The organism is Paenibacillus sp. FSL H7-0350 (assembly GCF_038593195.1).
In the GTDB taxonomy this organism is placed as follows: domain Bacteria; phylum Bacillota; class Bacilli; order Paenibacillales; family Paenibacillaceae; genus Paenibacillus_AQ.
Map to the genome: position 1 here is coordinate 4463797 of NZ_CP151972.1, position 26436 is coordinate 4490232.

Annotated in this window: 24 protein-coding genes, 1 tRNA gene, 3 rRNA genes and 1 pseudogene; 21 read left to right on the forward strand and 8 right to left on the reverse strand. The window is 47.8% G+C overall.

Annotated features, from left to right (window positions below):
* Nucleotides 1-144: 144 nt before the first annotated feature.
* The 12 genes from lysS to NYE24_RS20525 all read left to right on the forward strand — a co-directional run bounded on the left by lysS (nucleotide 145) and on the right by NYE24_RS20525 (nucleotide 15889).
* Nucleotides 145-1659, forward strand: coding sequence for a lysine--tRNA ligase (gene lysS / locus NYE24_RS20470; protein ID WP_036696489.1), 1515 nt, complete (start codon nucleotides 145-147; stop codon nucleotides 1657-1659).
* 379 nt (nucleotides 1660-2038) lie between these two features.
* Nucleotides 2039-3599: ribosomal RNA gene (locus tag NYE24_RS20475) — 16S ribosomal RNA — on the forward strand.
* A 268-nt stretch (nucleotides 3600-3867) separates the two neighbouring features.
* Nucleotides 3868-6796: ribosomal RNA gene (locus NYE24_RS20480) — 23S ribosomal RNA — on the forward strand.
* 127 nt (nucleotides 6797-6923) lie between these two features.
* Nucleotides 6924-7040 (forward strand): 5S ribosomal RNA (gene rrf, locus NYE24_RS20485).
* The 16S, 23S and 5S rRNA genes sit together here, the layout of an rRNA operon.
* Nucleotides 7041-7474: 434 nt before the next feature.
* A complete protein-coding gene (guaB, locus tag NYE24_RS20490) occupies nucleotides 7475-8932 on the forward strand; it encodes an IMP dehydrogenase (RefSeq protein ID WP_036690642.1) in 1458 nt (485 codons plus the stop codon).
* A gap of 128 nt (nucleotides 8933-9060) precedes the next feature.
* Nucleotides 9061-10455 (forward strand): D-alanyl-D-alanine carboxypeptidase family protein, encoded by a 1395-nt coding sequence (locus NYE24_RS20495; RefSeq protein ID WP_036690624.1) that lies wholly within the window; start codon nucleotides 9061-9063, stop codon nucleotides 10453-10455.
* A 119-nt stretch (nucleotides 10456-10574) separates the two neighbouring features.
* Nucleotides 10575-11456 (forward strand): pyridoxal 5'-phosphate synthase lyase subunit PdxS, encoded by an 882-nt coding sequence (pdxS, locus tag NYE24_RS20500; RefSeq protein WP_076162050.1) that lies wholly within the window; start codon nucleotides 10575-10577, stop codon nucleotides 11454-11456.
* A gap of 18 nt (nucleotides 11457-11474) precedes the next feature.
* Nucleotides 11475-12059, forward strand: coding sequence for a pyridoxal 5'-phosphate synthase glutaminase subunit PdxT (pdxT, locus tag NYE24_RS20505; RefSeq protein WP_076162052.1), 585 nt, complete (start codon nucleotides 11475-11477; stop codon nucleotides 12057-12059).
* A 90-nt stretch (nucleotides 12060-12149) separates the two neighbouring features.
* Nucleotides 12150-13439, forward strand: coding sequence for a serine--tRNA ligase (serS, locus tag NYE24_RS20510; RefSeq protein WP_036690631.1), 1290 nt, complete (start codon nucleotides 12150-12152; stop codon nucleotides 13437-13439).
* A gap of 65 nt (nucleotides 13440-13504) precedes the next feature.
* Nucleotides 13505-13593: transfer RNA gene (locus NYE24_RS20515), tRNA-Ser, on the forward strand.
* A 134-nt stretch (nucleotides 13594-13727) separates the two neighbouring features.
* On the forward strand, nucleotides 13728-14126 hold the full coding sequence (locus NYE24_RS20520; protein ID WP_342476537.1) for a hypothetical protein: 399 nt from the start codon (nucleotides 13728-13730) through the stop codon (nucleotides 14124-14126).
* Nucleotides 14127-14419: 293 nt separating this feature from the next.
* The gene (locus tag NYE24_RS20525) at nucleotides 14420-15889 is read left to right on the forward strand and encodes an IS1182 family transposase (protein WP_342476538.1); all 1470 of its coding nucleotides are present in this window, start codon (nucleotides 14420-14422) and stop codon (nucleotides 15887-15889) included.
* 201 nt (nucleotides 15890-16090) lie between these two features.
* On the opposite strand, the gene NYE24_RS20530 is transcribed toward NYE24_RS20525, so the two are convergent.
* The 3 genes from NYE24_RS20530 to NYE24_RS20540 all read right to left on the reverse strand — a co-directional run bounded on the left by NYE24_RS20530 (nucleotide 16091) and on the right by NYE24_RS20540 (nucleotide 17971).
* Nucleotides 16091-16693, reverse strand: coding sequence for a DUF1906 domain-containing protein (locus tag NYE24_RS20530; RefSeq protein ID WP_342476539.1), 603 nt, complete (start codon nucleotides 16691-16693; stop codon nucleotides 16091-16093).
* A gap of 189 nt (nucleotides 16694-16882) precedes the next feature.
* Nucleotides 16883-17440, reverse strand: a complete 558-nt coding sequence (locus NYE24_RS20535) for a hypothetical protein (RefSeq protein ID WP_342476540.1) — start codon at nucleotides 17438-17440, stop codon at nucleotides 16883-16885.
* Between the two features lie 114 nt (nucleotides 17441-17554).
* Complete coding sequence (locus NYE24_RS20540) at nucleotides 17555-17971, reverse strand: hypothetical protein (protein WP_342476541.1); 417 nt, start codon at nucleotides 17969-17971, stop codon at nucleotides 17555-17557.
* Between the two features lie 150 nt (nucleotides 17972-18121).
* Between NYE24_RS20540 and NYE24_RS20545 the strand changes: the two genes are divergently transcribed.
* From NYE24_RS20545 to NYE24_RS20560, 4 genes and pseudogenes are all read left to right on the forward strand, one after another.
* Complete coding sequence (locus NYE24_RS20545; RefSeq protein WP_342476542.1) at nucleotides 18122-18331, forward strand: hypothetical protein; 210 nt, start codon at nucleotides 18122-18124, stop codon at nucleotides 18329-18331.
* Nucleotides 18332-18409: 78 nt separating this feature from the next.
* Complete coding sequence (locus NYE24_RS20550; RefSeq protein WP_342476543.1) at nucleotides 18410-18775, forward strand: hypothetical protein; 366 nt, start codon at nucleotides 18410-18412, stop codon at nucleotides 18773-18775.
* A 13-nt stretch (nucleotides 18776-18788) separates the two neighbouring features.
* Nucleotides 18789-18953: a hypothetical protein gene (locus NYE24_RS20555; protein ID WP_200869261.1), complete on the forward strand. Its 165-nt coding sequence runs from the start codon at nucleotides 18789-18791 to the stop codon at nucleotides 18951-18953.
* 627 nt (nucleotides 18954-19580) lie between these two features.
* Nucleotides 19581-19886 (forward strand): annotated as a pseudogene (locus tag NYE24_RS20560) (recombinase family protein); the annotation flags it as partial.
* A gap of 111 nt (nucleotides 19887-19997) precedes the next feature.
* Here NYE24_RS20560 and NYE24_RS20565 read toward each other — a convergent pair.
* From NYE24_RS20565 to NYE24_RS20575, 3 genes are all read right to left on the reverse strand, one after another.
* Entirely contained in the window at nucleotides 19998-20525 is a 528-nt protein-coding gene (locus NYE24_RS20565) for a hypothetical protein (protein ID WP_342476544.1), read from the reverse strand.
* Nucleotides 20522-20863 carry a hypothetical protein gene (locus NYE24_RS20570; RefSeq protein WP_342476545.1) on the reverse strand — a complete coding sequence of 114 codons (342 nt, stop codon included), beginning with the start codon at nucleotides 20861-20863 and terminating at the stop codon, nucleotides 20522-20524. The genes NYE24_RS20565 and NYE24_RS20570 overlap by 4 nt, the downstream gene beginning before the upstream one ends.
* 156 nt (nucleotides 20864-21019) lie before the next feature.
* The gene (locus NYE24_RS20575) at nucleotides 21020-21757 is read right to left on the reverse strand and encodes a hypothetical protein (RefSeq protein WP_036698933.1); all 738 of its coding nucleotides are present in this window, start codon (nucleotides 21755-21757) and stop codon (nucleotides 21020-21022) included.
* Nucleotides 21758-21943: 186 nt separating this feature from the next.
* On the opposite strand from NYE24_RS20575, the gene NYE24_RS20580 reads away from it, so the two are divergent.
* From NYE24_RS20580 to NYE24_RS20600, 5 genes are all read left to right on the forward strand, one after another.
* Complete coding sequence (locus NYE24_RS20580; RefSeq protein ID WP_036698932.1) at nucleotides 21944-22216, forward strand: hypothetical protein; 273 nt, start codon at nucleotides 21944-21946, stop codon at nucleotides 22214-22216.
* An 83-nt stretch (nucleotides 22217-22299) separates the two neighbouring features.
* The gene (locus NYE24_RS20585) at nucleotides 22300-22779 is read left to right on the forward strand and encodes a hypothetical protein (protein WP_342476546.1); all 480 of its coding nucleotides are present in this window, start codon (nucleotides 22300-22302) and stop codon (nucleotides 22777-22779) included.
* A gap of 482 nt (nucleotides 22780-23261) precedes the next feature.
* On the forward strand, nucleotides 23262-23603 hold the full coding sequence (locus NYE24_RS20590) for a hypothetical protein (RefSeq protein WP_076162064.1): 342 nt from the start codon (nucleotides 23262-23264) through the stop codon (nucleotides 23601-23603).
* A gap of 12 nt (nucleotides 23604-23615) precedes the next feature.
* Nucleotides 23616-23768 carry a small acid-soluble spore protein P gene (locus NYE24_RS20595; RefSeq protein WP_076162066.1) on the forward strand — a complete coding sequence of 51 codons (153 nt, stop codon included), beginning with the start codon at nucleotides 23616-23618 and terminating at the stop codon, nucleotides 23766-23768.
* A 104-nt stretch (nucleotides 23769-23872) separates the two neighbouring features.
* Complete coding sequence (locus tag NYE24_RS20600) at nucleotides 23873-24967, forward strand: DUF6612 family protein (protein ID WP_036698928.1); 1095 nt, start codon at nucleotides 23873-23875, stop codon at nucleotides 24965-24967.
* Nucleotides 24968-25042: 75 nt separating this feature from the next.
* On the opposite strand, the gene NYE24_RS20605 is transcribed toward NYE24_RS20600, so the two are convergent.
* Together NYE24_RS20605 and tadA are read right to left on the reverse strand one after the other, a co-directional pair.
* A complete protein-coding gene (locus tag NYE24_RS20605; protein WP_036698927.1) occupies nucleotides 25043-25618 on the reverse strand; it encodes a GNAT family protein in 576 nt (191 codons plus the stop codon).
* Between the two features lie 42 nt (nucleotides 25619-25660).
* Nucleotides 25661-26164: a tRNA adenosine(34) deaminase TadA gene (gene tadA / locus NYE24_RS20610; protein WP_268748816.1), complete on the reverse strand. Its 504-nt coding sequence runs from the start codon at nucleotides 26162-26164 to the stop codon at nucleotides 25661-25663.
* Between the last annotated feature and the right edge of the window lie 272 nt (nucleotides 26165-26436).

Sequence of the window (26436 nt, forward strand, 5' to 3'; positions counted from 1 at the left end):
AGGGAAGCTTTTTTCAAAGTAAATACCAGCCGTAAAATATGGGTGAACACATACAGCTTATATTTTGTACCGGAACGGACTGTCCTCAAGATCGGGGTGGAGCCGTTTCTTCTTTTGTATAGTGAGTAAGAGAGGATGAAGAACATGACGGAAGAAATCAACAACGTCGAAACTACAGAGAATGAATTAAGTGAATTGCTGCAGATCCGCCGGGGTAAGCTGGACGAGCTCCGCGCACTCGGGATCGATCCTTTTGGCAAGAAATATGAGCGTACCGCTGCTGCTGGCGATCTTCTGGCCAAATACGACGGGCAAACCAAGGAAGAGCTGGACGAGCTGGCGCTGGAGGTCAGTGTGGCTGGACGCATTATGGCGAAACGGGTCATGGGCAAGGCAAGCTTTTCTCACATCCAGGATCTTAGCGGCAAAATCCAGATCTATGTGCGCCAGGACAGTATCCCTGAGTCACAATATGCAGCCTTCACGATCCTTGATCTTGGCGATATCGTCGGTATCCGGGGAACCCTGTTCAAGACAAAGACCGGCGAAACCTCTATTAAAGTAGATAACCTTGAGGTGCTGTCCAAGTCCCTGCTCCCGCTTCCTGAGAAGTATCATGGTCTGAAGGATGTAGAACTCCGCTACCGTCAGCGTTATGTGGACCTGATCATTAATCCTGAGGTACAGCAGACCTTCATCATGCGTTCACGGATCATCCAGTCGATGCGCCGTTATTTGGACTCGCTGGGCTATTTGGAGGTGGAGACTCCAACCCTGCATGCTATCGCAGGCGGAGCAGCGGCCCGTCCGTTTATTACCCACCACAACACGCTGGACATGCAGCTGTATATGCGGATTGCCATTGAACTGCACTTGAAGCGTCTAATCGTCGGCGGTCTGGAGAAAGTCTATGAGATTGGCCGTGTATACCGTAATGAAGGTATTTCAACACGCCATAATCCGGAATTCACAATGATCGAGCTGTATGAAGCGTATGCGGATTACAAGGACATTATGCATCTGACAGAGAGCCTGATCGCTCATATTGCCCAGGAGGTACTTGGCTCCCAGGTGATTAATTATCAGGGACAGGAAGTAGATCTGTCTCCAGGCTGGCGCCGTGTGACTATGGTGGATGCCGTTAAAGAAGTAACCGGAGTAGACTTCGGTGTTCAGATGACGGATGAAGAAGCACAGGCTCTGGCTAAGGAACACCGGGTACCAGTGGAGAAGCATATGAGCTTTGGACATATCCTCAATGCGTTCTTCGAGCAGTTTGTGGAAGAGACGCTGATTCAGCCGACCTTCGTTATGGGACATCCTGTAGAGATCTCACCGCTTGCCAAAAAGAATGAAGAGGACCCGCGCTTCACCGACCGGTTCGAGCTGTTCATTGTAGCCCGCGAGCATGCCAATGCGTTCAGCGAGCTGAATGATCCGATTGACCAGCGCCAGCGCTTCGAAGCACAGATTCACGAGAAAGAGCAGGGCAATGATGAAGCCCATGAGATGGATGATGATTTCATCCGAGCTCTGGAGTACGGCATGCCGCCAACAGGGGGCCTTGGAATCGGTGTAGACCGTCTGATCATGCTGCTGACCAATTCAGCGTCTATCCGTGATGTACTGCTGTTCCCGCATATGCGTAATAAAGACTAAGGGTTTCTCTTAGTCCGACCCGGATAACTAAGAGAGCTGCTCAGGCAGTTCTCTTGGCATCGGGGGATTAAATGCTCTGGTCAAATGATTTAGAAATAATGCTTGCAATGAATCTCTATCCATGATATATTATATTTCTGGCCGCGAAACATCAACGCCGAGCTCGAAAAAGAAGTTAAAAAAAGAGCTTGCATTGATCGGTTGGATGTGATATATTATAAGAGTTGCTGGTGACGCGGTGAGCGGCGCTGACAACGAGCTTGATCTTTGAAAACTGAACAACGAGTGAGTATCGGAGATCGCTTCGGTGAGATCCAAATTAGAGAATGTAAATTCTCGTCAGATGTTTCAAAATGAGCAATCGCTCTTTCTAAATACCAATTTGGAGAGTTTGATCCTGGCTCAGGACGAACGCTGGCGGCGTGCCTAATACATGCAAGTCGAGCGGAGTTTGAAAGGAAGCTTGCTTCCTTTCAAACTTAGCGGCGGACGGGTGAGTAACACGTAGGCAACCTGCCCTCAAGCCTGGGATAACTACCGGAAACGGTAGCTAATACCGGATAATTTCTTTTTTCTCCTGAGGAGAGAATGAAAGGCGGAGCAATCTGCTGCTTGGGGATGGGCCTGCGGCGCATTAGCTAGTTGGTGGGGTAATGGCCCACCAAGGCGACGATGCGTAGCCGACCTGAGAGGGTGAACGGCCACACTGGGACTGAGACACGGCCCAGACTCCTACGGGAGGCAGCAGTAGGGAATCTTCCGCAATGGGCGCAAGCCTGACGGAGCAACGCCGCGTGAGTGATGAAGGTTTTCGGATCGTAAAGCTCTGTTGCCAGGGAAGAACGTCCGGTAGAGTAACTGCTACCGGAGTGACGGTACCTGAGAAGAAAGCCCCGGCTAACTACGTGCCAGCAGCCGCGGTAATACGTAGGGGGCAAGCGTTGTCCGGAATTATTGGGCGTAAAGCGCGCGCAGGCGGTTATTTAAGTCTGGTGTTTAAACCTTGGGCTCAACCTGAGGTCGCACTGGAAACTGGGTGACTTGAGTACAGAAGAGGAAAGTGGAATTCCACGTGTAGCGGTGAAATGCGTAGATATGTGGAGGAACACCAGTGGCGAAGGCGACTTTCTGGGCTGTAACTGACGCTGAGGCGCGAAAGCGTGGGGAGCAAACAGGATTAGATACCCTGGTAGTCCACGCCGTAAACGATGAGTGCTAGGTGTTAGGGGTTTCGATACCCTTGGTGCCGAAGTTAACACAGTAAGCACTCCGCCTGGGGAGTACGGTCGCAAGACTGAAACTCAAAGGAATTGACGGGGACCCGCACAAGCAGTGGAGTATGTGGTTTAATTCGAAGCAACGCGAAGAACCTTACCAGGTCTTGACATCCAACTAACGAAGCAGAGATGCATCAGGTGCCCTTCGGGGAAAGTTGAGACAGGTGGTGCATGGTTGTCGTCAGCTCGTGTCGTGAGATGTTGGGTTAAGTCCCGCAACGAGCGCAACCCTTGACTTTAGTTGCCAGCAGGTTAAGCTGGGCACTCTAGAGTGACTGCCGGTGACAAACCGGAGGAAGGTGGGGATGACGTCAAATCATCATGCCCCTTATGACCTGGGCTACACACGTACTACAATGGCCGGTACAACGGGAAGCGAAGCCGCGAGGTGGAGCCAATCCCAGCAAAGCCGGTCTCAGTTCGGATTGCAGGCTGCAACTCGCCTGCATGAAGTCGGAATTGCTAGTAATCGCGGATCAGCATGCCGCGGTGAATACGTTCCCGGGTCTTGTACACACCGCCCGTCACACCACGAGAGTTTACAACACCCGAAGTCGGTGGGGTAACCCGCAAGGGAGCCAGCCGCCGAAGGTGGGGTAGATGATTGGGGTGAAGTCGTAACAAGGTAGCCGTATCGGAAGGTGCGGCTGGATCACCTCCTTTCTATGGAGAATCGTCTTCTGCAATGAAGACATTCAAATCGGAAGCTTGCTTCCAAAAAAGAACCCTTGGGTTCGAATACTCACTCGTTGGTCAGTTTTGAGAGTTTAAGCTCTCATCTTTACCTTGATCCTTGAAAACTGGATACCGAAACGAATTTGCGTTTTAGAACATCTTTTAGCTGAAACTTGTGTAAGCAAGTTGAAATAGTTATTAGTTGCTACAAAGTGAAGGTTTTTGATTGTGCAAACAAGCAAAACACCGGAACGTTGGTTAAGCTACTAAGAGCACACGGAGGATGCCTAGGCGCCAGGAGCCGACGAAGGACGTGGCGAACAACGAAACTGCCTCGGGGAGCTGTAAGCAAGCTTTGATCCGGGGGTGTCCGAATGGGGAAACCCAGCTGTGGTAATTCGCAGTTACTCGTATCTGAATACATAGGATACGCAGAGGCAGACCAGGGGAACTGAAACATCTAAGTACCCTGAGGAAGAGAAAACAATAGTGATTCCGTCAGTAGCGGCGAGCGAACGCGGAACAGCCTAAACCAAGAGGCTTGCCTCTTGGGGTTGTGGGACGTCTCACATGGAGTTACAAAGGAATATGGTAGGCGAAGAGGTCTGGAAAGGCCCGCGATAGAGGTAAAAGCCCTGTAGCCTAAACTGTGTTCTCTCCGAGACGGATCCCGAGTAGTGCGGGGCACGTGAAACCCCGTATGAATCCAGCAGGACCATCTGCTAAGGCTAAATACTACCTGGCGACCGATAGTGAAACAGTACCGTGAGGGAAAGGTGAAAAGCACCCCGGAAGGGGAGTGAAATAGAACCTGAAACCGTGTGCTTACAAAAAGTCAGAGCCCTCTTTATGGGTGATGGCGTGCCTTTTGTAGAATGAACCGGCGAGTTACGTTTAACATGCAAGGTTAAGGTGAGAAGCCGGAGCCGCAGCGAAAGCGAGTCTGAATAGGGCGACTGAGTATGTGGACGTAGACCCGAAACCGTGTGATCTACCCCTGTCCAGGGTGAAGGTGCGGTAACACGCACTGGAGGCCCGAACCCACGCATGTTGAAAAATGCGGGGATGAGGTGGGGGTAGCGGAGAAATTCCAATCGAACTCGGAGATAGCTGGTTCTCCCCGAAATAGCTTTAGGGCTAGCCTCGGTGAATGGAGTGGTGGAGGTAGAGCACTGATTGGGTGCGGGGCCCGCAAGGGTTACCAAGCTCAGTCAAACTCCGAATGCCATTAACTTCTTGCCGGGAGTCAGACAGTGAGTGCTAAGATCCATTGTCAAAAGGGAAACAGCCCAGACCATCAGCTAAGGTCCCCAAGTGTGTGTTAAGTGGGAAAGGATGTGGAGTTGCACAGACAACCAGGATGTTGGCTTAGAAGCAGCCACCATTGAAAGAGTGCGTAATAGCTCACTGGTCGAGTGACTCTGCGCCGAAAATGTAACGGGGCTAAACACACCACCGAAGCTATGGCTAGATGCTTTGCATCTGGGGTAGGGGAGCGTTGTATGTGGGTTGAAGGTGTACCGTAAGGAGCGCTGGACAGCATACAAGTGAGAATGCCGGTATGAGTAACGAAAAGATCAGTGAGAATCTGATCCGCCGAAAGCCCAAGGTTTCCTGAGGAAGGCTCGTCCGCTCAGGGTAAGTCGGGACCTAAGGCGAGGCCGAAAGGCGTAGTCGAAGGACAACAGTTTGAAATTACTGTACCACCGTAATCCGCTATGAGCGATGGGGTGACGCAGGAGGGTAGTGACGCGGACTGATGGATGTCCGTCTAAGCAGTGAGGCTGGTGTGTAGGCAAATCCGCACACTATTAAGGCCAGGCTGTGATGGGGAGCGAAAATTATAGTAGCGAAGGTCATGATCTCACACTGCCAAGAAAAGCCTCTAGCCAGGAGAAGGTGCCCGTACCGCAAACCGACACAGGTAGGCGAGAAGAGAATTCTAAGGCGCGCGGAAGAACTCTCGTTAAGGAACTCGGCAAAATGACCTCGTAACTTCGGGAGAAGAGGTGCCTCGGTAGGGTGAATAGCCCGAGGGGGCCGCAGTGAAAAGGCCCAAGCGACTGTTTAGCAAAAACACAGGTCTGTGCGAAGCCGTAAGGCGAAGTATACGGGCTGACGCCTGCCCGGTGCTGGAAGGTTAAGGGGAGTGGTTAGGGGTTAAACCCGAAGCTGTGAACCGAAGCCCCAGTAAACGGCGGCCGTAACTATAACGGTCCTAAGGTAGCGAAATTCCTTGTCAGGTAAATTCTGACCCGCACGAATGGCGTAACGACTTGGGCGCTGTCTCAACGAGAGATCCGGTGAAATTTTAATACCTGTGAAGATGCAGGTTACCCGCGACAAGACGGAAAGACCCCATGGAGCTTTACTGCAGCTTGATATTGAATTTGGGTACGATCTGTACAGGATAGGTGGGAGCCGTTGAGGCAGGAGCGCAAGCTTCTGCGGAGGCGCCGTTGGGATACCACCCTGATCGTATCTAGGTTCTAACCTAGTACCGTAACCCGGTACGGGGACCGTGTCAGGCGGGCAGTTTGACTGGGGCGGTCGCCTCCTAAAGAGTAACGGAGGCGTTCAAAGGTTCCCTCAGAATGGTTGGAAATCATTCGCAGAGTGCAAAGGCATAAGGGAGCTTGACTGCGAGACCTACAAGTCGAGCAGGGACGAAAGTCGGACTTAGTGATCCGGTGGTACCGCATGGAAGGGCCATCGCTCAACGGATAAAAGCTACCCTGGGGATAACAGGCTTATCTCCCCCAAGAGTCCACATCGACGGGGAGGTTTGGCACCTCGATGTCGGCTCATCGCATCCTGGGGCTGAAGTAGGTCCCAAGGGTTGGGCTGTTCGCCCATTAAAGCGGTACGCGAGCTGGGTTCAGAACGTCGTGAGACAGTTCGGTCCCTATCTGTCGTGGGCGCAGGAAATTTGAGAGGAGCTGTCCTTAGTACGAGAGGACCGGGATGGACGTACCGCTGGTGCATCAGTTGTTCCGCCAGGAGCATGGCTGAGTAGCTACGTACGGACGGGATAAGCGCTGAAAGCATCTAAGCGTGAAGCCCCCCTCAAGATGAGATTTCCCAGTATGTAAGACCCCTTGAAGACGACGAGGTAGATAGGTTGGAGGTGGAAGTGCAGCAATGCATGGAGCTGACCAATACTAATCGGTCGAGGGCTTATCCAAATTTCTATCACGCAGATTCGTTTCGGATTCAGTTTTCAGGAATCAAGTTCCTGAACGCAACGAAATTCATTCACACATTCGTGATGAACCGAATTTCTAGCGGCAGCGTCTGTTTCACAGACGCATGTTTGGTGGCGATAGCGGAGGGGTTCCACACGTACCCATCCCGAACACGACCGTTAAGCCCTCCAGCGCCGATGGTACTTGGACCGAAGGGTCCTGGGAGAGTAGGACGTTGCCAAGCACACATGAGCCATTGTCGACAATTCGACAATGGCTTTTTTGTATATTCTGGAATGCCTGGACACAGTCTGAGAGATAGAGATGTAACATTTAAAGGAAGCAGTTGAATTTTATCCAATTACTTAGCCGATGCCGCCAAGAGCTGCTCCGTTGTCCACTGTAGACGGACTTTAGTCCAAGAATTCGCTTACCGGAGGCCGGATTGCCTAATCCCTTCACAGGGCAGTGTAATATTCTTGACAGGCCAAATGCCCTTTGCTAAGATAGCTCTAATATATTTTTGGACAAGCCTCTCAAACCTTAACAGAAGACACGATTATGTATAACTCCCAGGCCTCTACCGCTGTCTATCGGGTATGGACTTGACGCAGGAGTTTCTTTATTCATAAGTTGGCGGGCGGGTAGAGAAAAGAATTTAGAGGAGGAATGACCCAGGTGTGGGAAGATAAGTTTGGTAAAGAGGGATTCACTTTCGATGATGTGCTGCTGGTTCCGCGTAAATCCGAGGTATTACCTAAGGAAGTGGATCTAACCACTGTACTCAGCAAGAATGTGAAGCTGAATATCCCTTTGATGAGTGCAGGTATGGACACAGTCACAGAAGCCGCTATGGCGATTGCTATCGCCCGTGAGGGCGGAATCGGCATTATTCATAAGAATATGTCCGTGGAGCAGCAGGCAGAAGAGGTGGACCGTGTGAAGCGCTCGGAGAGCGGGGTTATTACCAATCCATTCTCACTTACGCCGGACCACTGGGTATCCGACGCTGAAGTCCTGATGGGCAAATACCGCATTTCGGGTGTGCCTATCGTAGATGAAGAGGGCAAGCTTGTCGGTATTCTGACGAACCGCGACCTGCGTTTCATCCATGATTTCAATATTCAGATCAAAGAAGTGATGACTCATGAGAATCTCGTTACGGCTGCTGTAGGAACCACTCTTCAAGAGGCGAAGGGCATTCTGCAGCGTCACAAGATTGAGAAGCTGCCGCTGGTAGACGAGCATAATATTCTCAAAGGTCTCATTACTATTAAAGATATAGAGAAAGCCATCCAGTTCCCCAACGGTGCCAAGGATGCCCACGGACGTTTGCTGGTTGGAGCGGCAATTGGGATCTCCAAGGACACGTTTGAACGGACAGAAGCATTGGTAAAATCCGGTGTGGATCTGATTACCGTGGATTCCGCACATGGCCATCACATTAATATTATCGATGCAGTGCGTAAGCTGCGCGAGACTTATCCTGATCTAACGATTGTAGCCGGTAATGTGGCTACAGGCGAAGCTACCCGCGAATTGATTGAAGCAGGAGCCTCCGTAATCAAGGTGGGTATCGGTCCAGGTTCTATCTGTACTACCCGCGTAATTGCCGGGATCGGCGTTCCGCAGGTTACTGCGATCTACGATTGTGCGACAGTAGCCCGTGAATACGGTATTCCAGTGATTGCAGATGGGGGGATTAAGTACTCCGGAGAGATTACCAAGGCCATCGCCGCTGGTGCTGCTGCAGTCATGATGGGAAGCCTGTTCGCTGGTACGGAAGAAAGCCCCGGAGAGTCGGAAATCTATCAGGGACGTAAATACAAGGTATACCGTGGCATGGGCAGCATGAGCGCCATGAAGCAGGGCAGTAAAGACCGTTACTTCCAAGATGATGATAAGAAGCTGGTACCGGAAGGTATTGAGGGCCGTGTAGCTTTTAAAGGGCCATTGTCAGACACGGTTCACCAATTGATCGGCGGACTGCGCTCCGGTATGGGCTATTGCGGAACGAAGACATTAGAAGAACTGCGCAATGATACCTCGTTCATCCGGATCACTGGAGCAGGCCTGCGTGAGAGTCATCCTCATGATGTGCAGATCACCAAGGAAGCTCCGAACTATTCCCTATAAGCCGGGAAGAATCGCCTATTTTTGCTGACAGACAGGACTAATTTAGTCCTGTCTGTCTTTTTTTGCAGATACCCCTGTGTTAGAATAGAACAAGCACTGATCTGAGGATTAAAGGAGAGTAGTAATCATTGAAGTCCAAGCGAAAACTAAGCAGTAAGCAAATTGTGATTAAGACAGCGACAGTAGGTCTGCTTTTAAATATGTTAGCATTTCCTGCGGCTTCTGCGATGGCAGAGGCAGTGAATAAACCGGCTACCACAGAGGCTGGAACCAAGGCGGCGGCTACCCCTGCCAAAACGGCAGTAGCCAAGATTCCAACCGTGGAATCCCTCGGACTGAAATTGAAATCGGCAGTATTGATTGAGCCTACTACAGGTGAAGTTCTGCTCTCGCTTAATGCGGACCAGCCTATGCCTCCGGCAAGTATGACGAAGATGATGACAGAATACCTTGTAACCGAAGCGGTGAATAGCGGCAAGATTTCCTGGGATCAGAAGGTCATTATACAGGAGAATGCGTCCAAGCAGATAGGATCGCGTATTTTTTTGGCAGCGGGCGATGAACATACGGTTAAAGAACTCTACATAGCGATGGCGGTAGGCTCTGCCAATGATGCTACAGTTGCTCTGGCTGAACTGGTGTCCGGCTCGGAGCAGCAGTTTGTGACCCAGATGAATGAGACCGCACAGAAGATGGGGATGAAGACGGCTTATTTCATTAATTCCACCGGTCTTGACCGGAAAGACATGCCTGCTAAATACCGGCCTGAAGAGGACCGTGAGACGGTAATGTCTGCAATGGATGCGGCTATTCTTGCTAAGTATATTGTTACGGATCATCCGGAGTTTACAGATTTTACGACAATCCAATCGTATAAATTCCGTGAGCGTGATTCGAAGCCGATGATTAACTATAACTGGATGCTGGAAGCCAACAAGGATATCCCCAATTTCAAGGCTTACGCTTATCCGGGACTGGACGGATTGAAGACCGGACATACGACTAACGCCGGTAACTGCTTCACCGGTACAGCGGTGCGTGACGGTATGCGTCTTATCAGCGTAGTAATGGGAGCAGACTCCGAAGCCCACCGTTTCACCGAAACGAAGAAGGTGCTGGATTTCGGCTTTAATAATTTTGAGATTAAGCAGGTAGTTGCGCCTAAGGCCGTGATTGCCGGCACTGAAACTGTGCCTGTGCTGAAGGGCAAGAATAAAGACGTATCCGTAGTAACGGACGCTGGTGTAACGTTCATGGTTCCTAAGGGTACTGTATCGCCGCAGATCAAGACTACAGTGGTCACGAATGATCCGGCTACGCTGATTGCACCGATTGCCGGAGCCAGCAAGGTAGGTAAGGTCACGTATTCCTATAAGATTGAAGGAATGTCTCAGACGCAAGAGAAGACGGTGAACCTGATTACTGCCGAGGAAGCGGAGAAAGCGGGCTGGTTCAAGCTGCTGCTGAGAGCCATCGGTGATTTTTTCGGTGATCTGTTCAAAGGAATTAAAAACCTGTTCTAGTCTCATAGGGGCGCTGACCTCGGTTTCACGATAAAATCCCAGTAAATAGGTTGTGTATATTACAGCCTTGCGGTAGAATTACAAGTTAGATTAGGTTAGATCTAACGGGAGGCGTAGACATGGAAACAGGAACTTCGCGAGTCAAAAGAGGCATGGCAGAAATGCAAAAAGGCGGCGTCATTATGGACGTCATGAATGCAGAACAGGCGAAAATTGCTGAGGCCGCAGGGGCAGTTGCCGTTATGGCTCTGGAGCGTGTACCTTCTGATATCCGCGCAGCGGGTGGTGTCGCACGTATGGCTGATCCTACTATTGTAGAAGAGGTTATCAAGGTAGTGAGCATTCCTGTGATGGCCAAAGCGCGGATCGGCCACTATGTGGAAGCCAAGGTTCTCGAATCTCTGGGTGTAGACTATCTCGATGAGAGTGAAGTACTTACTCCTGCCGATGAAGTGTTCCATATCAACAAACGCGAATTCACGGTTCCTTTTGTATGCGGAGCCAAGGACCTTGGAGAAGCACTGCGCCGGATTAGCGAAGGGGCTTCTATGATCCGTACCAAGGGTGAGCCGGGAACCGGCAACATCGTGGAAGCTGTCCGCCATATGCGCCACATCAACAGCCAAATCCGCAAGGTAACCGGCCTCTCGCCTGATGAGCTATATCATGAAGCTAAGACGCTGGGTGTTCCTTATGAGCTGCTTCTGGAGGTTCACGAGCTGGGCAAGCTGCCTGTTGTTAACTTTGCCGCCGGTGGCGTAGCTACGCCTGCTGATGCCGCGCTCATGATGCATCTGGGTGCTGACGGGGTGTTTGTCGGCTCGGGAATTTTCAAATCGGACAATCCTGAGAAATTCGCCCGTGCCATCGTCGAAGCGACAACCCACTTCACGGACTACAAGCTGATTGCTGAAGTGTCCAAGAATCTGGGCACTCCGATGAAGGGGATTGATATCGCCACGTTGTCCCCGGCTGAACGTATGTCGGAACGCGGCCGTTAATAGAGAGAAGGCTTCCGGATGAGAATTGGAGTGTTGGCGCTTCAAGGCGCTGTTACAGAGCATATTGTCAGTATTGAGAAGACCGGCGCACAAGGCCTGCCTATTAAGCGTATAGAGGAGCTTGACGGGATAGAGGGCCTCATCATTCCCGGTGGTGAGAGTACGACGATTGGCAAATTGATGCGCAAATATGGCTTTATTGAAGCGATCCGTGAGTTCTCGGGTCAAGGTAAGCCTATTTTCGGTACATGTGCCGGTATGATCGTGCTGGCGAAGCGGATTGCCGGAGATGAAGCCGGCCATCTGGAGCTGATGGATATTACCGTGGCCAGGAATGCCTTTGGCCGCCAGAGGGAAAGCTTTGAATGTGATCTGGAGGTTAAGGGGATTGCTGAACCCGTGCGGGCGGTATTTATCCGCGCCCCGCTTATTGACGAGGTGGGTCCTGATGTTGATGTGCTTACCCTCTATAAGGATGAGATTGTAACCGCGCGCCAAGGCAATCTGCTGGCCTGCTCGTTTCACCCGGAATTGACTGATGATTACAGGCTGCATCAATATTTTGCCGACATGGTAGAGGACAGTATTGCAGCCAATCTATAGAACCGCATATAAGGACACTTTGACTCTTTCAAAGCTGCAAACAAAACAGCAATTTGAAAGAGTTTGGGCTGTTTTCAGGAGGGAAACTTTGTGTTAGATGTTAAAGTATTGCGCAGCGATTATGCAAGAGTAGAGGAAGCACTGAATAAGAGAGGAAAGTCGCTGGATTTGATTGCCGGCTTCCCGGCGCTGGATCAGCGCCGCCGTGAGCTGCTTCAGGAAACAGAAGGGCTCAAGAACCGCCGGAACACTGTGTCCGGAGACGTAGCCAAGAAGAAGAAGAATGGTGAACCGGCTGATGATCTGATCGCAGAAATGCGAACGGTATCTGACCGGATTAAGGAATTGGATGACGAGGTGCGTGAGCTTGAGGTCAAAATTGACGAGCTGACGATGAGCATCCCGAATATTCCGCATGAATCGGTGCCGGTGGGCACCTCCGAGGCAGACAATGTTGAAGTGCGCCGCTGGTCAGAGCCCAAAGAGCTTGGTTTCACTCCGAAATCCCACTGGGAGCTTGCACAGCAGCTGGATATCATTGATTTTGAGGCAGCGGCGAAGGTTACGGGTTCCCGCTTTGTCTTCTATAAAGGACTGGGTGCCAGACTGGAGCGTGCCCTGATCAATTTCATGATGGACCTGCATAGCGGGGAACATAACTATGAAGAGATGCTGCCGCCTTATATTGTTAATAAGGACAGCCTCTATGGAACGGGACAACTACCCAAATTCGAAGAGGACCTGTTCAAGCTGCGGGATACAGAGTATTATCTGATTCCTACGGCAGAAGTGCCTGTGACGAACTATTACCGTGAAGAGATTATGACCGCTGGCGATCTGCCGAAGTATCATGTGGCCTACAGCTCTTGCTTCCGCTCGGAAGCCGGTTCAGCCGGACGCGATACCCGTGGTCTGATCCGCCAGCATCAGTTCAACAAGGTGGAGCTGGTGAAACTGGCCAATCCGGAGAGCTCCTACGAGGAACTGGAGAAGATGACCGCCGACGCTGAACGCGTGCTACAGCTTCTGGGGCTGCCCTACCGCGTCCTGCTGCTCTGTACGGCAGATATGGGCTTCACCTCTGCCAAGACGTATGATCTTGAGGTGTGGCTGCCTGAGAGCGGCATGTACCGCGAGATCTCCTCATGCTCCAACACCGAGGACTTCCAGGCGCGCCGGGCCAATATCCGTTACCGCAAGGAGCCGAAGGCGAAGCCTGAATTCGTGCATACACTGAACGGCTCTGCGCTGGCTGTAGGACGTACGGTTGCAGCTATCCTGGAGAATTACCAGCAGGAGGACGGAAGTGTGCTGATTCCGGAATGCCTGCAGCCGTATATGCGTAATGTGAAATCCATTTCTGCAAAAACAACTCAATAATAATAGTTGCATATTATTTGTCGGGCGTGGTATAATTCCTAATGCATGTGAAATTCAAATGCATTGGAGAGGTACCGAAGCGGTCATAACGGGGCGGTCTTGAAAACCGTTAGGGTGCAAGCCCACATGGGTTCGAATCCCATCCTCTCCGCCATTCCTTAAAATGCCCCGCCACATAAGATATTGTGGTGGATATGACATAAACGCACTAGACTGTTGAACAGCGGTCTGGTGCGTTTTTTTTGTGTTCGTGACCGTTAGAGGAGAATCTAACGGGAGGTATTCATTATGAATGTGAACAAAGGAAAAACAGCCCATAAACATAAACGGGGACAAAGAAAGAATAATTTAGACATCCCTCAGCGGTTATTAGACCGCCTTACTCCATCGGTCTTGGAAACGGCCCGCTCCACGCTTCAGGAAGCCGAGAAACCTCGCCCTGAGACGTTGACACTGGACAAGCTGTTTACCCGCTACTATGCCGCAAGGCAAGCGGCAGGGGCGGCAGAGCGCACCTTAGAAGACTACAGGAAGCATATGAACTGGTTTCGGCGTTTCTTAGCAACGGAGTACAGCGGTCTTGATAACTTTGTACCTAACCGTGATGTCATTCGTGTATGGATTTCATCTATGTTGACGTTACAGAAGTTGAAGCCATCAAAGAAGAGTCTGTCTCAAAAGCCATGAAGTGGCTGCTTGGGACAGCTCTTTAGTTTGTAGTAGGATCAACGTGAGTACTTGGGTGAACGCTGCGCGAACGGACCGTTGTTCCAATCGCTGTGGTCTCCAGATTTTTTTTCATTCCCCTAGCGGTGAAAATCCGGAGACCAAGGCGACCGCTGCCGCTTTTCCACAATCGTTCCGTCCTCTCCGCTGTTTGAGCGGGAAATGGCTCGTCCATCCTTAAAAAAGAAACAAAAAAATCGCTCGTTTTGGTAAAATGGAGGTACCACCCAACCATTCCCAAAGGAGCGATTTCTTTGTACATCCAATATACCATGGACCAACTTTGCTTGCCAATGGATCTGGAAGAAGATATCCCGAAAAATCGCCTCGTTCGCGTCGTGAATGCCGCCGTCAATCGGCTGGACAACGCCATTTTTGACGCGGCCTATCCCGGCGGCGGCCGTGACAGCTACCATCCTAAAATGCTTACCAAAGTCATCATCTACGCTTACACTCAGCGAATCTATTCGTCTCGCCAAATCGCCAAAGCGGTCCGGGAGAACATTCCCTTCATGTGGCTGGCCGGACGGCAGCGACCCGACTTCCGCACGCTGAATCGCTTCCGTTCCCAGCGGATGAGAAATGTCCTCGAAACGGTATTTACCGCCGTGCTTCAGTTTCTGGCTAACGAAAAATACGTGTCTCTGGAGCATTATTTTGTGGACGGCACTAAGATTGAGGCGAATGCCAATCGCTACACCTTTGTCTGGAGCAAAGCGGTCAGCAAACACAAAGCGAAACTGCAAGATAAGGTACAGGCCCTATTCGCTGACATTGACGCAGCGGAAGAGCAGGAAGAACAAAAGAACCAGGGCAAAGATCTGGCTGAATTCAGCACGTGTTCAGAAATGGACAGTGAGAAACTCGAACAAGCCGTGCAAAAGCTTGAAGCTCAGCTTGCCGAAAAACCGAAAGACAAGCCCCTAAAAAAGACGGTTCGGAAGTTGCGTAAGGATTTGCTTCTCCGACTGCAGAAGTACGAAGAATATCAAAAACTGCTTGGGGACCGTAACAGTTTCAGCAAGACCGATCCAGAGGCAACGTTTATGCGGATAAAAGAAGATCACATGCGAAATGGCCAACTGAAGCCAGGTTATCATCTACAGATCGGGACCGAAAACCAGTTTATTGTGGCCTACAGTCTCCATCAAAGACCGGGTGACACCCGCTGTTTAGAACCACATCTGGAAAAAACAAAGCAATTCCTCGGGGAACTTCCAAAGACGGTCATTGCAGATGCCGGCTATGGAAGTGAAGAAAACTACGCCTATCTGGAAAAGAGCGAGATACAGGCCGTCGTGAAATACAGCACCTACCACAAAGAAAAGAGCAAAGCCTGGAAAGCCGACGTCGGAAAAATCGAGAACTGGACCTACGACGGATCCGAGGATCGCTGGACGTGTTTAGCTGGACACCCGCTGTATTTCCAACGAGAAAGCAAGGAAACCACAGAGAGTGGATACGAAATTAAGAAGCGTCACTACCAAAGTCAAAGCTGCGGAGGTTGTCCGCTAAAAGAAAACTGCACGAAGGGAAGCGGAAACCGGGAAATCGCAGTCAGTCTGGAGCGGCCTAGATACCAGAAACAGGCGAAAGAAATCCTCCGAAGCGAGGAAGGCTATCTATTGGCCGTACGTCGAATGACGGAGCCGGAAAGTGTATTTGGACAATTAAAGAATAACCGGGCTTCCGGCGCTTTCTGCTTCGCGGCTTGGAAAAAGTGACGCTGGAGGTCGGTTGGCTTTCGCTCGCCCACAACCTGCTGAAGCAAGCAGCGAACGACCAGAAACGCAAAGGAGCGGTCCTCCAATAACGGAGAATCGCTCCTTTTTTACCTGTTACGCTTTGAAGAAGCTATAGGTTTTGTTTCCACTTATAAGAATAATATTTACTTTTGGGACAGCCCCTTCTTCGTTGATTGTCTACTACAATCTCCATCCTCCAGCGTTCCCGTTGCTCTCATTCTTATCAAAAGGCCCACCGCAAATGGATTGTTCGATTGCGTACTGATAAAGGCGTCGATTGGGGTCATTCTGACCACTGCTCCAAGCACTAGCCTGCCAACGATAAATGCCCGGAATAGCTGCACCGACTGTTGTCGTTGTTCTATATCCCCCGTAAATCCCTAGCTGATAGCCGTAACTGTCGGTATAGGTTTTTACAATGTTCAAGTAAGGAATAATAGAATTACTCAGATCACTTGCGCTTGCGTCGTAGTCCACAGTAAAATAAATGGGCGTGCCAGAGGGCTGACCGGCAGCCACTGCTTGATTTACAGCAGTAGCACCGTCTGCATGAGCTTGGCTACTGGTAAAGTAAGACGCTGTTCTCGAATTGTACTGAAAAATGGAAATGATAAAAAGACCCGCATTGGAAATGGTACGTGCTTCAGCATTTTGCAAACGACTGCTGTAAAAATTCGAAGCCGCCGGTCGATAGTAGCGACCTACAAAAGTTTGACCATTGCTAACCAAGCAATTCGCCATCGATGAACTTACTACGTTTAATGTATCAACACCTGCTGCCATAATAAATTACCTCCGTCTATTTGGTATAGCAAAAACCTGAACGGGGTATGGCCTTGTGGATGTGTACCCCACACATTCCAAAGGTCAGTTGGTATTGCTTAGTTATTATAATATTATATAGCGTAACGTTACGCAATACTACAGCACAAAAAAACTATCTCTTCATAGTGAGCAGATAGCTAGAAAACTTTACTCTAAGGGTTCAAGCGAAGCGGCCGCTCTCTCATACTCAGCCTGAGAAAAGGTTTTTGCTGAACTCATACTGAAATACAATCCGTCTTTCTCAAAGTATAAATACGGTACTTCATTCTCTTTAGCAATCCACTCCCCAGATACATCTTTAGAAAGCGCTACTTCTTTAGTCGAAGCAATCTCGGCAGTTGGTTTAAGTTCTTCTTTGGATTGAGTGATTGAACCACGAATAAATACAATACGGACTTGATTGTCTTTAACTTCAACACGATCCATGTAATCATCGCTACCTAAACCTACTGTGGGGATGTAGACTTTATCTAATCCGGCTTTCTTAGCAGCTTCACTAATTTCATTTTTTTGTTCTGCTGTATAAGATAGTGGCTCTGCTTCTGTCATTTCTTCACCTGCTTTATTGGTCGAATTTTCATTCTGACTTTGTTCAGTTGCAGGAGTGGGTGAAGGAGTTGAAGGCGAATTTTCATTCTGACTGCATCCTGCTAATAAAGCCCCAAATAGCAGGCCGATAATCACGACTTTCCCTTTGTAGTCCATTTAAATATCCTCCTCGTTGATCTGTCCTCATAATAATAGTCTGAACTGCTCATTCAAAAGTTGCATAATCCTCATATAAGTTTCTTTTTTGAAACTCTTCACAGATCCAGCGAACTAAACCAGGTAATCGTAGCTGCTAAATCCGCCAAGATTCCCCTGACAGTTCCGTTGTACCAATGAGATCCTCACCAAGAAAAATCGCTGGAGGAGATCCTTTTCACCAATACGATATAACGGGGTACATAACGCAGTATAAACTCCATTCAATTGAATGGAGTTTATTTGCTCATAAGATACAGATAATCTAATCTCAACCGTCTTCTTTTTATCCTGGCGAATAGCAGATTTTGATGTACTTTGATGATACGTCTTAACCATCAGATTCATCGTCTTATCAAGCTGAGCCAAGCGTTTCTCTAATCCATCCATTTGTTTGTTGAATTTGATGAGTATCGTCTGGAGAAGAATCAGAGAAAGAGCAATGGGAAATCCAACGTTTCCGATTAACTGAACAACTGCCTGTAGATCCATAAGTAAATACCCCCCTTCTTTGGCTTTATTATATTATATTATATTACATAACGAAACGTTACGCTATATTTTTTAAATAACACATATTATATGTTACTATGATATAAAATATATGCTATAATAGAAATAAATAATAATAGGGTGATGCGAATGGAATCGAAAGAAAAGCCTCCTAGGCTCACTGTGTATCTTCCGGAAAGTGCCAGAAAAGATTTGCTAGAGATATCGGAAAAAACTGGGTTGTCTCAAACACAACTGGTTGTTATGGCTACCCACAGTTTAATAGCTAATCATAAAGCTAAAGGCAATGCTATTTTTTCCGAATTGCTAGGAATAAGTTCAAATTTAAATGGAAATTAGTTACTAGAAGGTAGAAAATAATATTGTGAGGGGTTACGAATCGCTATATAATAACCATAGCTGATAAGGAGGGGAAATATGAAGTACAGTATTAATCTATTTGGATTTGCGGTCGATTGTGATATTAAAATTAATGGTGAGCATTTTGGTATAGAAATACCGGAGGAAAATCAGAAGGCTTTAAAAAATTACTTAATACGAGTATTGCCCAAGTATGGAAGAGAAGCTTCTAATGATTCGTCCCTAGATACTTTAGTGAAACTTGCCCTGGATGCTGAAAAAACATTAGATGGCCGTATGGTAGAGCCTAAGCTGAAATTACCCTATGAGTTTCAGCCTGAAATCAAGGAAAAACTAATTGAGGCAGCCGCATTACAAGAAATATCAGCGACTCAATTATTAATTCGTATTATTGAAAATAAATACCAAGAAATTATAGGATAGGGGGTAATGGACGATGGCATATGGAAATAAGGTTAAATTTCATTATGACGTACCTGTCTATATAAAAAAGCAATTAGCTACGGCTGCAAAAAAGTTGAATATGACAGCAACCGAACTGTTATCCAAAACCATTGAAGAAGAATATGAACGTGTAATAAAGGAAAAAAAGGCTAAATGAACTTAGCCTTTTCAATGAATTGGTGCATTTTATGGATTTGGTCAATAGTAAAACTTTGATAGGAATAATCTGGACCAATATTGTCATACGAAAAGGCATGGAAAATAGAATAGCTTTCCAACGGGTTGTCTTCAATTAGATAAACATACACATTAGGGATTTCTGTTGTTACATCACAATGAAATTGAGAGGTTGGGCTTGCGTCTATGATCCATAATATGTTGCTTTACATCTGAGGATACATTGGGCAATTGGTTTTCAAAGACTAACATGAGGAACCCCCTTTTGATTGAATGCCGTTTCTGTACTTAGTCTTCCCATTATACCAAACGTTTGTTCGCATGCTAAGGGCGTAATTTCCACAGGAGTATATTTTTCACGTAGAAAAGGAAGAATATGTTTCGATTTTTCAGGTTACAATATTGACGTTTTGTTGTAGATTTTATCAAATAATGTATTATAGGGAGTTTTCAAAAGAGGTAAACAATGGACGTACCTTGAAATAACTTCCTATTTTTATTCACTATAACATATAGCGCAACGTCACGATACGTTATGGTTAATCCTCTTTTTAGAGGTGGGGATTTATATCCGTAAAGGTATGCTTTTACGAACGAAGAAAAACCAATAGAAAATAGTTCGCAAAAGTCTTATTTAATCATTCAGCTCCAAAAATTTCGGGAGCTGGGCATTGAAGATCGTTTTACTTTTGTAGATAAGCAGAGCGGGAAAGACTTTGACCGAGAACAGTATAAGGCTATGCGTCTTGTGCTGAGAGAAGGGGATTTATTATACCTGGATGCTCTGGATCGGCTGGGCAGAGACTATGACGGCATCCTCCGGGAGTGGAAATATATCACACGGGAATTAAATGCTGATATTGTATGCTTGGAAAACGAAGGCTTATTCGACAGTCGCCGGTTTACGAGTCTGATCTATCGGGAAAAATTGAATATGCACAGTAAGCATCTGATCCTAAGTCTAAATAGCAAAAGGCATGACTCTTTATTAATTGAGTCATGCCTTTTTTGGTTGTCAAAACGATTAGCTCATAAGTTCAATTTTCACGCTGTTTGCTCCAGACGGTTTACCAATGCCTACCCATGCACGATACGTCAATTCCACTCCACGATTGGCAGGCGCGGTATCGGTTACCCGAACAACGATAGACTGGTTGTTGGAAAGGTTTGTGACTTTAATATACTTATTACGGTATGTGCTGCTCCAACTATTAGTCGATGTCATGGCACACGTTAAATCGACAGGGTGAAGCACTTCTCCGTTACCTATAGTGGTATTTGAAATATTCTGATATGCACTCAGGTCGCTGTATCCTGAACATGATGGAGAGGTTGTGCCTGCCGCAGTACCTTGGCAAGGGTGTCCGTAAAAATCACAACGAGCACTGGAAGAAATGACGCTCTGCACGGAAGCACCTGTATTTGTCGGAGCGACGAGCGCTTTAAGTGGATTGTCACCGGCTGCGCTGGCAAAGTTCGGACTAACTGCCGCACGAATTTGGTTGGCAGTCAAAAGGGCATTATGCCAAGGCATAGGGCCAGATGCTGTCATGATTGCCGTTTGGGTGGTACTTGCTCCTGAGTTGCTCCAGTGGGTCGGTTCATAGAGTTTAGACGGATGCTGTTTCCACCATCACTGCCGTTTGTGTCGTACAGATAAGTGACCTGGCCTACATTTCGGCGTACACGTGGACAGCTAATGACATATTGTCCGTTCTCATATGATGGAGTAATAAAGTCAAGATCCCGGTTAGGATCGGCAAAAATGTAATTCAAACGCTGTTTAACGGCATCTACACGAGAAAACGTATCACCAACAATATATTTTCCGTTAATGTACAAACCATATACGTCACCAGTAATTAGATTAACAGTAGCAGTATTAGCCATGAGAAAATCCCTCATTTCATTTTAGTATGAAAGAGGTGGGACATTTAAAATAAGAAGGGTCCCGTCCTTCTCATTTCAAATTCTATTTCTGTTTATATATTATCATGTTGCGTAACGTTACAAAACATAAAATTACAAAAAAAGCCCAAAGGCTTTTTAAGAACTGGGAACTAGAAGGTTATTTTCAATCTTCCATTCTGAAACCTCGCCTTTGGTTACTTCTGCTTTGAAAGTGTTAGATTCCTGGTCATACATCACTACTGCGGCATTCATGGCTTCATTAAGATTTACGCTTACCAGGGAATCCTTCTCTATTTTATAGATGGACGTTTCCGCTGCTGTACCCACAGTAGCAACGATTTCTTTAATCCCGTCTTGGTCCACATCAGCCTCAACGGTATTGGCTTCTATATGCAACACTGTTGGGGGCGAAGTGCTGAGTGACACATAATTAGAAATTGGGGCACTAGCTCCAACAGATCCGGTCACTTTAACGTAAGATTGACCCAAAACATCAACTGTACTTGTCGAATAGTCGCTGGCCCCTTCATAGCCGATCTGTCCCATATCATAAGTTCCGTCTTTGGATTGAAGTGCAGCATAAATTTTCTCTACATCATCCTTCTTTTTATAAGTTAAAACCTTGGATTCATCAACTGCTTGACTCTTCAATTGTTTAGTTTGCTCTACTGCATTAATTTTGGTCAGTGGCTCGGCAGTTAAAGACGTTGTATACTTCAACTGAAACTGCTTTGCTTCAGGTGCTACTACATTTGTAGCAGGCTCCTCCGTTGCACTGGTAGTACTATTGGTTGTTGAAGGAGCATCTGAAGACGGGGTGCTGCATCCTGTAACCACTCCTAATAAGATTAATGCTGCTACTGTTTTTTTCATTTGAAAACCAACTTTCTTTAGTATTTGTTTGCATCTTTGATACATATTTCAAGCAGTATAGTTTCACCTTTATAGACGATAACATTCGCATATTTGTTGTGAAAATATCCAATTTTTATAAAAATTATCTCGAAAATATACATAGTTGAGAACAGAGGTTTAAAATTGAAAGGAAGTGTAGTGTATATGGATTTACAGTATATCGGTGTGAATAGTAGATCCGGTCGGAAAGAATGGATTGAACGCGAGCTTGCGCGTCCTTACCGGCCAGATGGTATGGTCATGGAGGAATGGCAAATGGAACAGTACGTACCATTCATGGAAACCGTTCAGGATTGTATCGGACGATGCCCTACAAAAGAAGAGCATGATACGATTGCATGGTTATCCAGCCTTGATCCGAGTACAATTGATAGTATTCTGAGCATAATCAAAGCTGCAAAAGGTGGCTGTATGTAAATTGATTCGATGAACCAATCAAGCAGATAGTTCCCAGAGCTAAGGGAAATGAGTTAGGGGCGTTATTTTTCTTGCTTCATTTCATGCAACTTAATAAAGACGGCATACTCTTGAAGAGTGGAAAACCCGCAACTATATCTGATATCGCGGATAGATTGGGCAAAAAAGAAAGACGAACCAAGGAAATTATAGGTAAGCTAGTTGACCTTGGTTTGATAAATAAAGGCGGAAATAACACAAGAAATACTACCTATAGCATAAGCGAGGACTACTTCATTATGGGCGGATTTAAAGGGGGAAGGGATGGTAAAGGTATGTTCTCAAGGTTATATCAATTACAATCCAGGGGGCAGTTAAAGAATATCACCTTAGAGGATGCGGATATCTTACTAAGAATACTCCTGTATTTTCATTGTCAAAAGTATTATTTGTGCAGTAATCCGTATGAAATGGATGCGGACGAAATCCATCATCTAAATGAAACTGTACTTGCCGAATTAATTGGAGTGCACCGAAACACGCTAATCAAGGACAGAACTGGAAGCGTTCAAAGAGATTATTAAATCTCTTCCAATTAAAGTTGGACAAACAATATGGAAAATAGAAAGATGATTTGTATAACAGACAGTGGCATTTCATAAGGTTTATCTTCTGCGTAAGTATGAGACTTTTCTAAGTTGACTACATATGTATAAAAATAATACAATCAACTTATCCAACGGTCACGTACCGAAACGAACGTTTTAACTCAGACCGCTGTAGCGGTTCAACAATAAAGTGCCATAAAGTCAATCAGCATAAGGGATTGCGGGTTTTTACAGCGAGGGGCGGTCTTGAAAACCGTTAGGGTGCAAGCCCACATGGGTTCGAATCCCATCCTCTCCGCCATTCCTTTACATCTAAATAAGTGCAGATAGAAGCCGTTCTCTCACGTGGACGGTTTTTTTGTATCCGCTAAGGTCTCTTTTTCACCGGAAGCTGTTCCAGCGGGAATAAAAATCCGGCTTTCTCCGCAATGTATTAGAGAAGGAGGCTGATGATAAAGATGGACCGACAATTGCAAGTAGATCAGCAGAGTCTGGTGTCTGCCTGGCAGGAGCGGCTGCCCGAACTGATGGAGAATGGAGATAGCTTCAGTGTGCAGGGGGATGCGGCCAACCAGAATAGTCTGCTCATCCATTTCAATGCAGCGGGACGGCAGGGGTATTCGCTGGATTTCCGCTGTACCTATGTGGATAGCCGCGAGGTTGCTGTAGATCTGCTTGACGCCGAGCAGGCCGGGGTGCATGCGGATGAACAGCTGGATGCTGTTCAGCTGTTGGCGCAGCAGTATACGAGACAGATTCATGAATGTGCCCAAGCCCTTCAGGGCTTAACCAATCCATAGGAGGCTAATCCAATGAGCAAACCCAAGAGCATGCCTGTACCCGGCGTACAGCAGGACAATCAGGGACCCCGCAAGGAGCACCATTCTTCAGGTCCGGCGCCGTTATCCGGGTCTAAAAAGGTGAAGCAGGCCAACCATGTGGACCATCATAATCCGCAGGGTTAAATACAATTTTAAATGAAAATGAAGAGAAATGTTTCTCATAATTGCCAAATGGTTTATCATTAGGGAGGGGAAAGAATTTTTTTACATGGGAGAGGAGAAAAATAATGAACAAAAAATGGGGGCTATCCGCTGCCGCGTTACTGTTAACTGCTGCAGTAATTCTGCCGGGATGTGCAAAGAAAGAGGAGCCTAAGGCGGCTCTGACTTCAGCTGCAGCCAAAGCTACAGCTATGACATCTTACGAAATGAAGACCAAATTAGTTATCAATGATTTGTCGATAGACACAGGTACCAATGAAGCGGATGCTTCAACGGGCCAGATGCTCAGCATGCTTAAGAACGCCGAGCTTACTATCGATGGAGTCTACCAGGCAGAGCCTATGCAGACAGAAATGACAACCGTTCTGAATCTGAAGGGGGACATGGCCATGTCCTTCACGGTTCCAATGGTAATGACCGGACAGAAGCTGTATGTCAAAGTACCTTCGATTCCGTTCCTGCCGATTCCTGAGACGATCGTTAACAAATTCGTAGAGCTGGATCTGAAGCAGCTGGCTGAAGAGCAGGGCGCTGAATTCAATCCTGCGCAGATGGATGCACAGAAGGTGCAGAAGCTGTCGAATGAAGTGATGAATACCTTGCTTGGTGAATACGATCAAGCCAAGTATTTCAATGATATCAAACCTAAGGATGCAGGTCTGCCTGAAGGCGTAGAAGCCAAGCAGGTAGTTCAATTCCAGGTTACCAACGATAACGTCAAAGAGGCACTCACCATTCTGGTGAACAACGCTTTGCCGAAGATTATTGATATTATGGGCAAAGAAGAATACAAGGATCTGCTGCAGGTTGAGCCTGCCAAGCTGGCCGAAGCCAAGGAACAGCTGCAAACCAGTGAAGCCCGTGCTGAGTTCGACAAGAGCCTGGCTGATCTGAACAAGTATCTCACTATTAACCAGTTCCATCTGAATACCGCAGTCAACAAAGATGATTATCCGGTATACCAGGATATGCTCATGAACATCAAGGTTAATGATCCTGACAAGGGTGAGAATGTTACCTTATCTATGAATGCAAGCAACCAATACAGCAAGATCAATGAGAAGCAGACCTTCAAGATTGGCATTCCGCAAGGTGATGATGTCATCACTCTGGAAGAGCTGCAGCAGCAGTTCGGAAACACAGGTACGAGTACTTATTAATACCATAGTTCCGCACACCAAAGACCCGTATGAGCAAATCCCGCTCATACGGGTCTTTGTGTGCACATATGAAGTTTAAGGGGATTCCTGTTCCTCTGGCAGGAACTCCTCAGCCAGAATGGCGTAGGTGCGGTGATCTTGCCATTCGCCGTTAATCCGGATGAAGCGGCGCGCGAGTCCCTCGGCCTGGAAGCCGTTCTTCTCCAGCACTCTGCGGGAACCGTTATTATGGGGCAGGATGGCAGCCTGTACCCGGTGAAGCCCCAGAGAGCGGAAGGCATACCCGAGGATCAGGTGTACGGCGGCACTGGTGTAGCCTTGTCCCTGCTGCTCATGATCGATCAGATAGCCGATATCGCAGAATTGTCCGACTCCCCGCACTACATTGGAGATCGTAATCTGGCCGATCAGCTCGCCGCTGAGCAGATAAATCCCGAACATATACGCGCTGTCCTGCTGCGCATCCAGGATACGCTGGTTAATCAGCTGCTGCTGGCTCTCCAGGGTGAAGTAGTCTTCACTGCGAAGGGGCTCAAATTGCTGGTGCGCGGTTCGGTTACGCAGACGGAGGCTTAGTAGCTCCTCTGCATCCGTAAGCTCCAGCAGCGAGAGATATATCCCCTGTGCGTTGTTATACAGCTTATAGGACATCTGGTATTCTCCTTATAAGAATGATAAGTGTTAATGGGCTTTCTAGAGCTTCGCAGGCCGCTTCCGCAGCTTGCGGAAGAAGGAGGTCAGCAGCTCCGCGCATTCCTCCTGCAGCACGCCCTGGATGACCTCTGTGCGGTGGTTAAAGCGTGACTCCTCCAGCAGGTTCATCAAGGTCCCTGCACAGCCGGCCTTGGGGTCCGGAGTGCCATACACGGTAAGCGGCAGCCTGGACTGCACCATCGCTCCTGCACACATGGGACAAGGCTCCAGGGTAACGTAGAGCTGGCAATCAAGCAAACGCCAGGAGCCCAGGGCATTGCTGGCTTCCCGGATCGCTACCATCTCTGCGTGGGCAGTGGAATCGAGCGTCGTCTCGCGCAGATTATACCCACGGCCTATAATTTGGCCTCCGTGGACAACTACGGCACCTATCGGTACTTCGCCTAAGGCCTCAGCCTTGCGGGCTTCTCCTATCGCTTCTGCCATCCAATGTTCATGAATGGCCCGCTCCTCCGAAGGCAGTTCTTCAAGCCTGGTATTCAAATGCATCTTCCCTTCTTCTATGCCCATTATACAACGAACAAATATTCGTTCTTAACAAATTGTGGACAACTCTGTGGATAACGGCCGACTTATACACAAAATTGTGCACATCGCAATTTGGCAAAATGTTTATATGTGCATAACCTGTGGATGGTTTCTTACCTATTGTAGAGAAACTGTCCCGATAATTCAATATCTGCCAGTGCCCGGCTGTGGGGAAAGGCCTTTTCAAATGGAAGGGCAAAAGGTATGATTATGTTGAATGCCCGCTA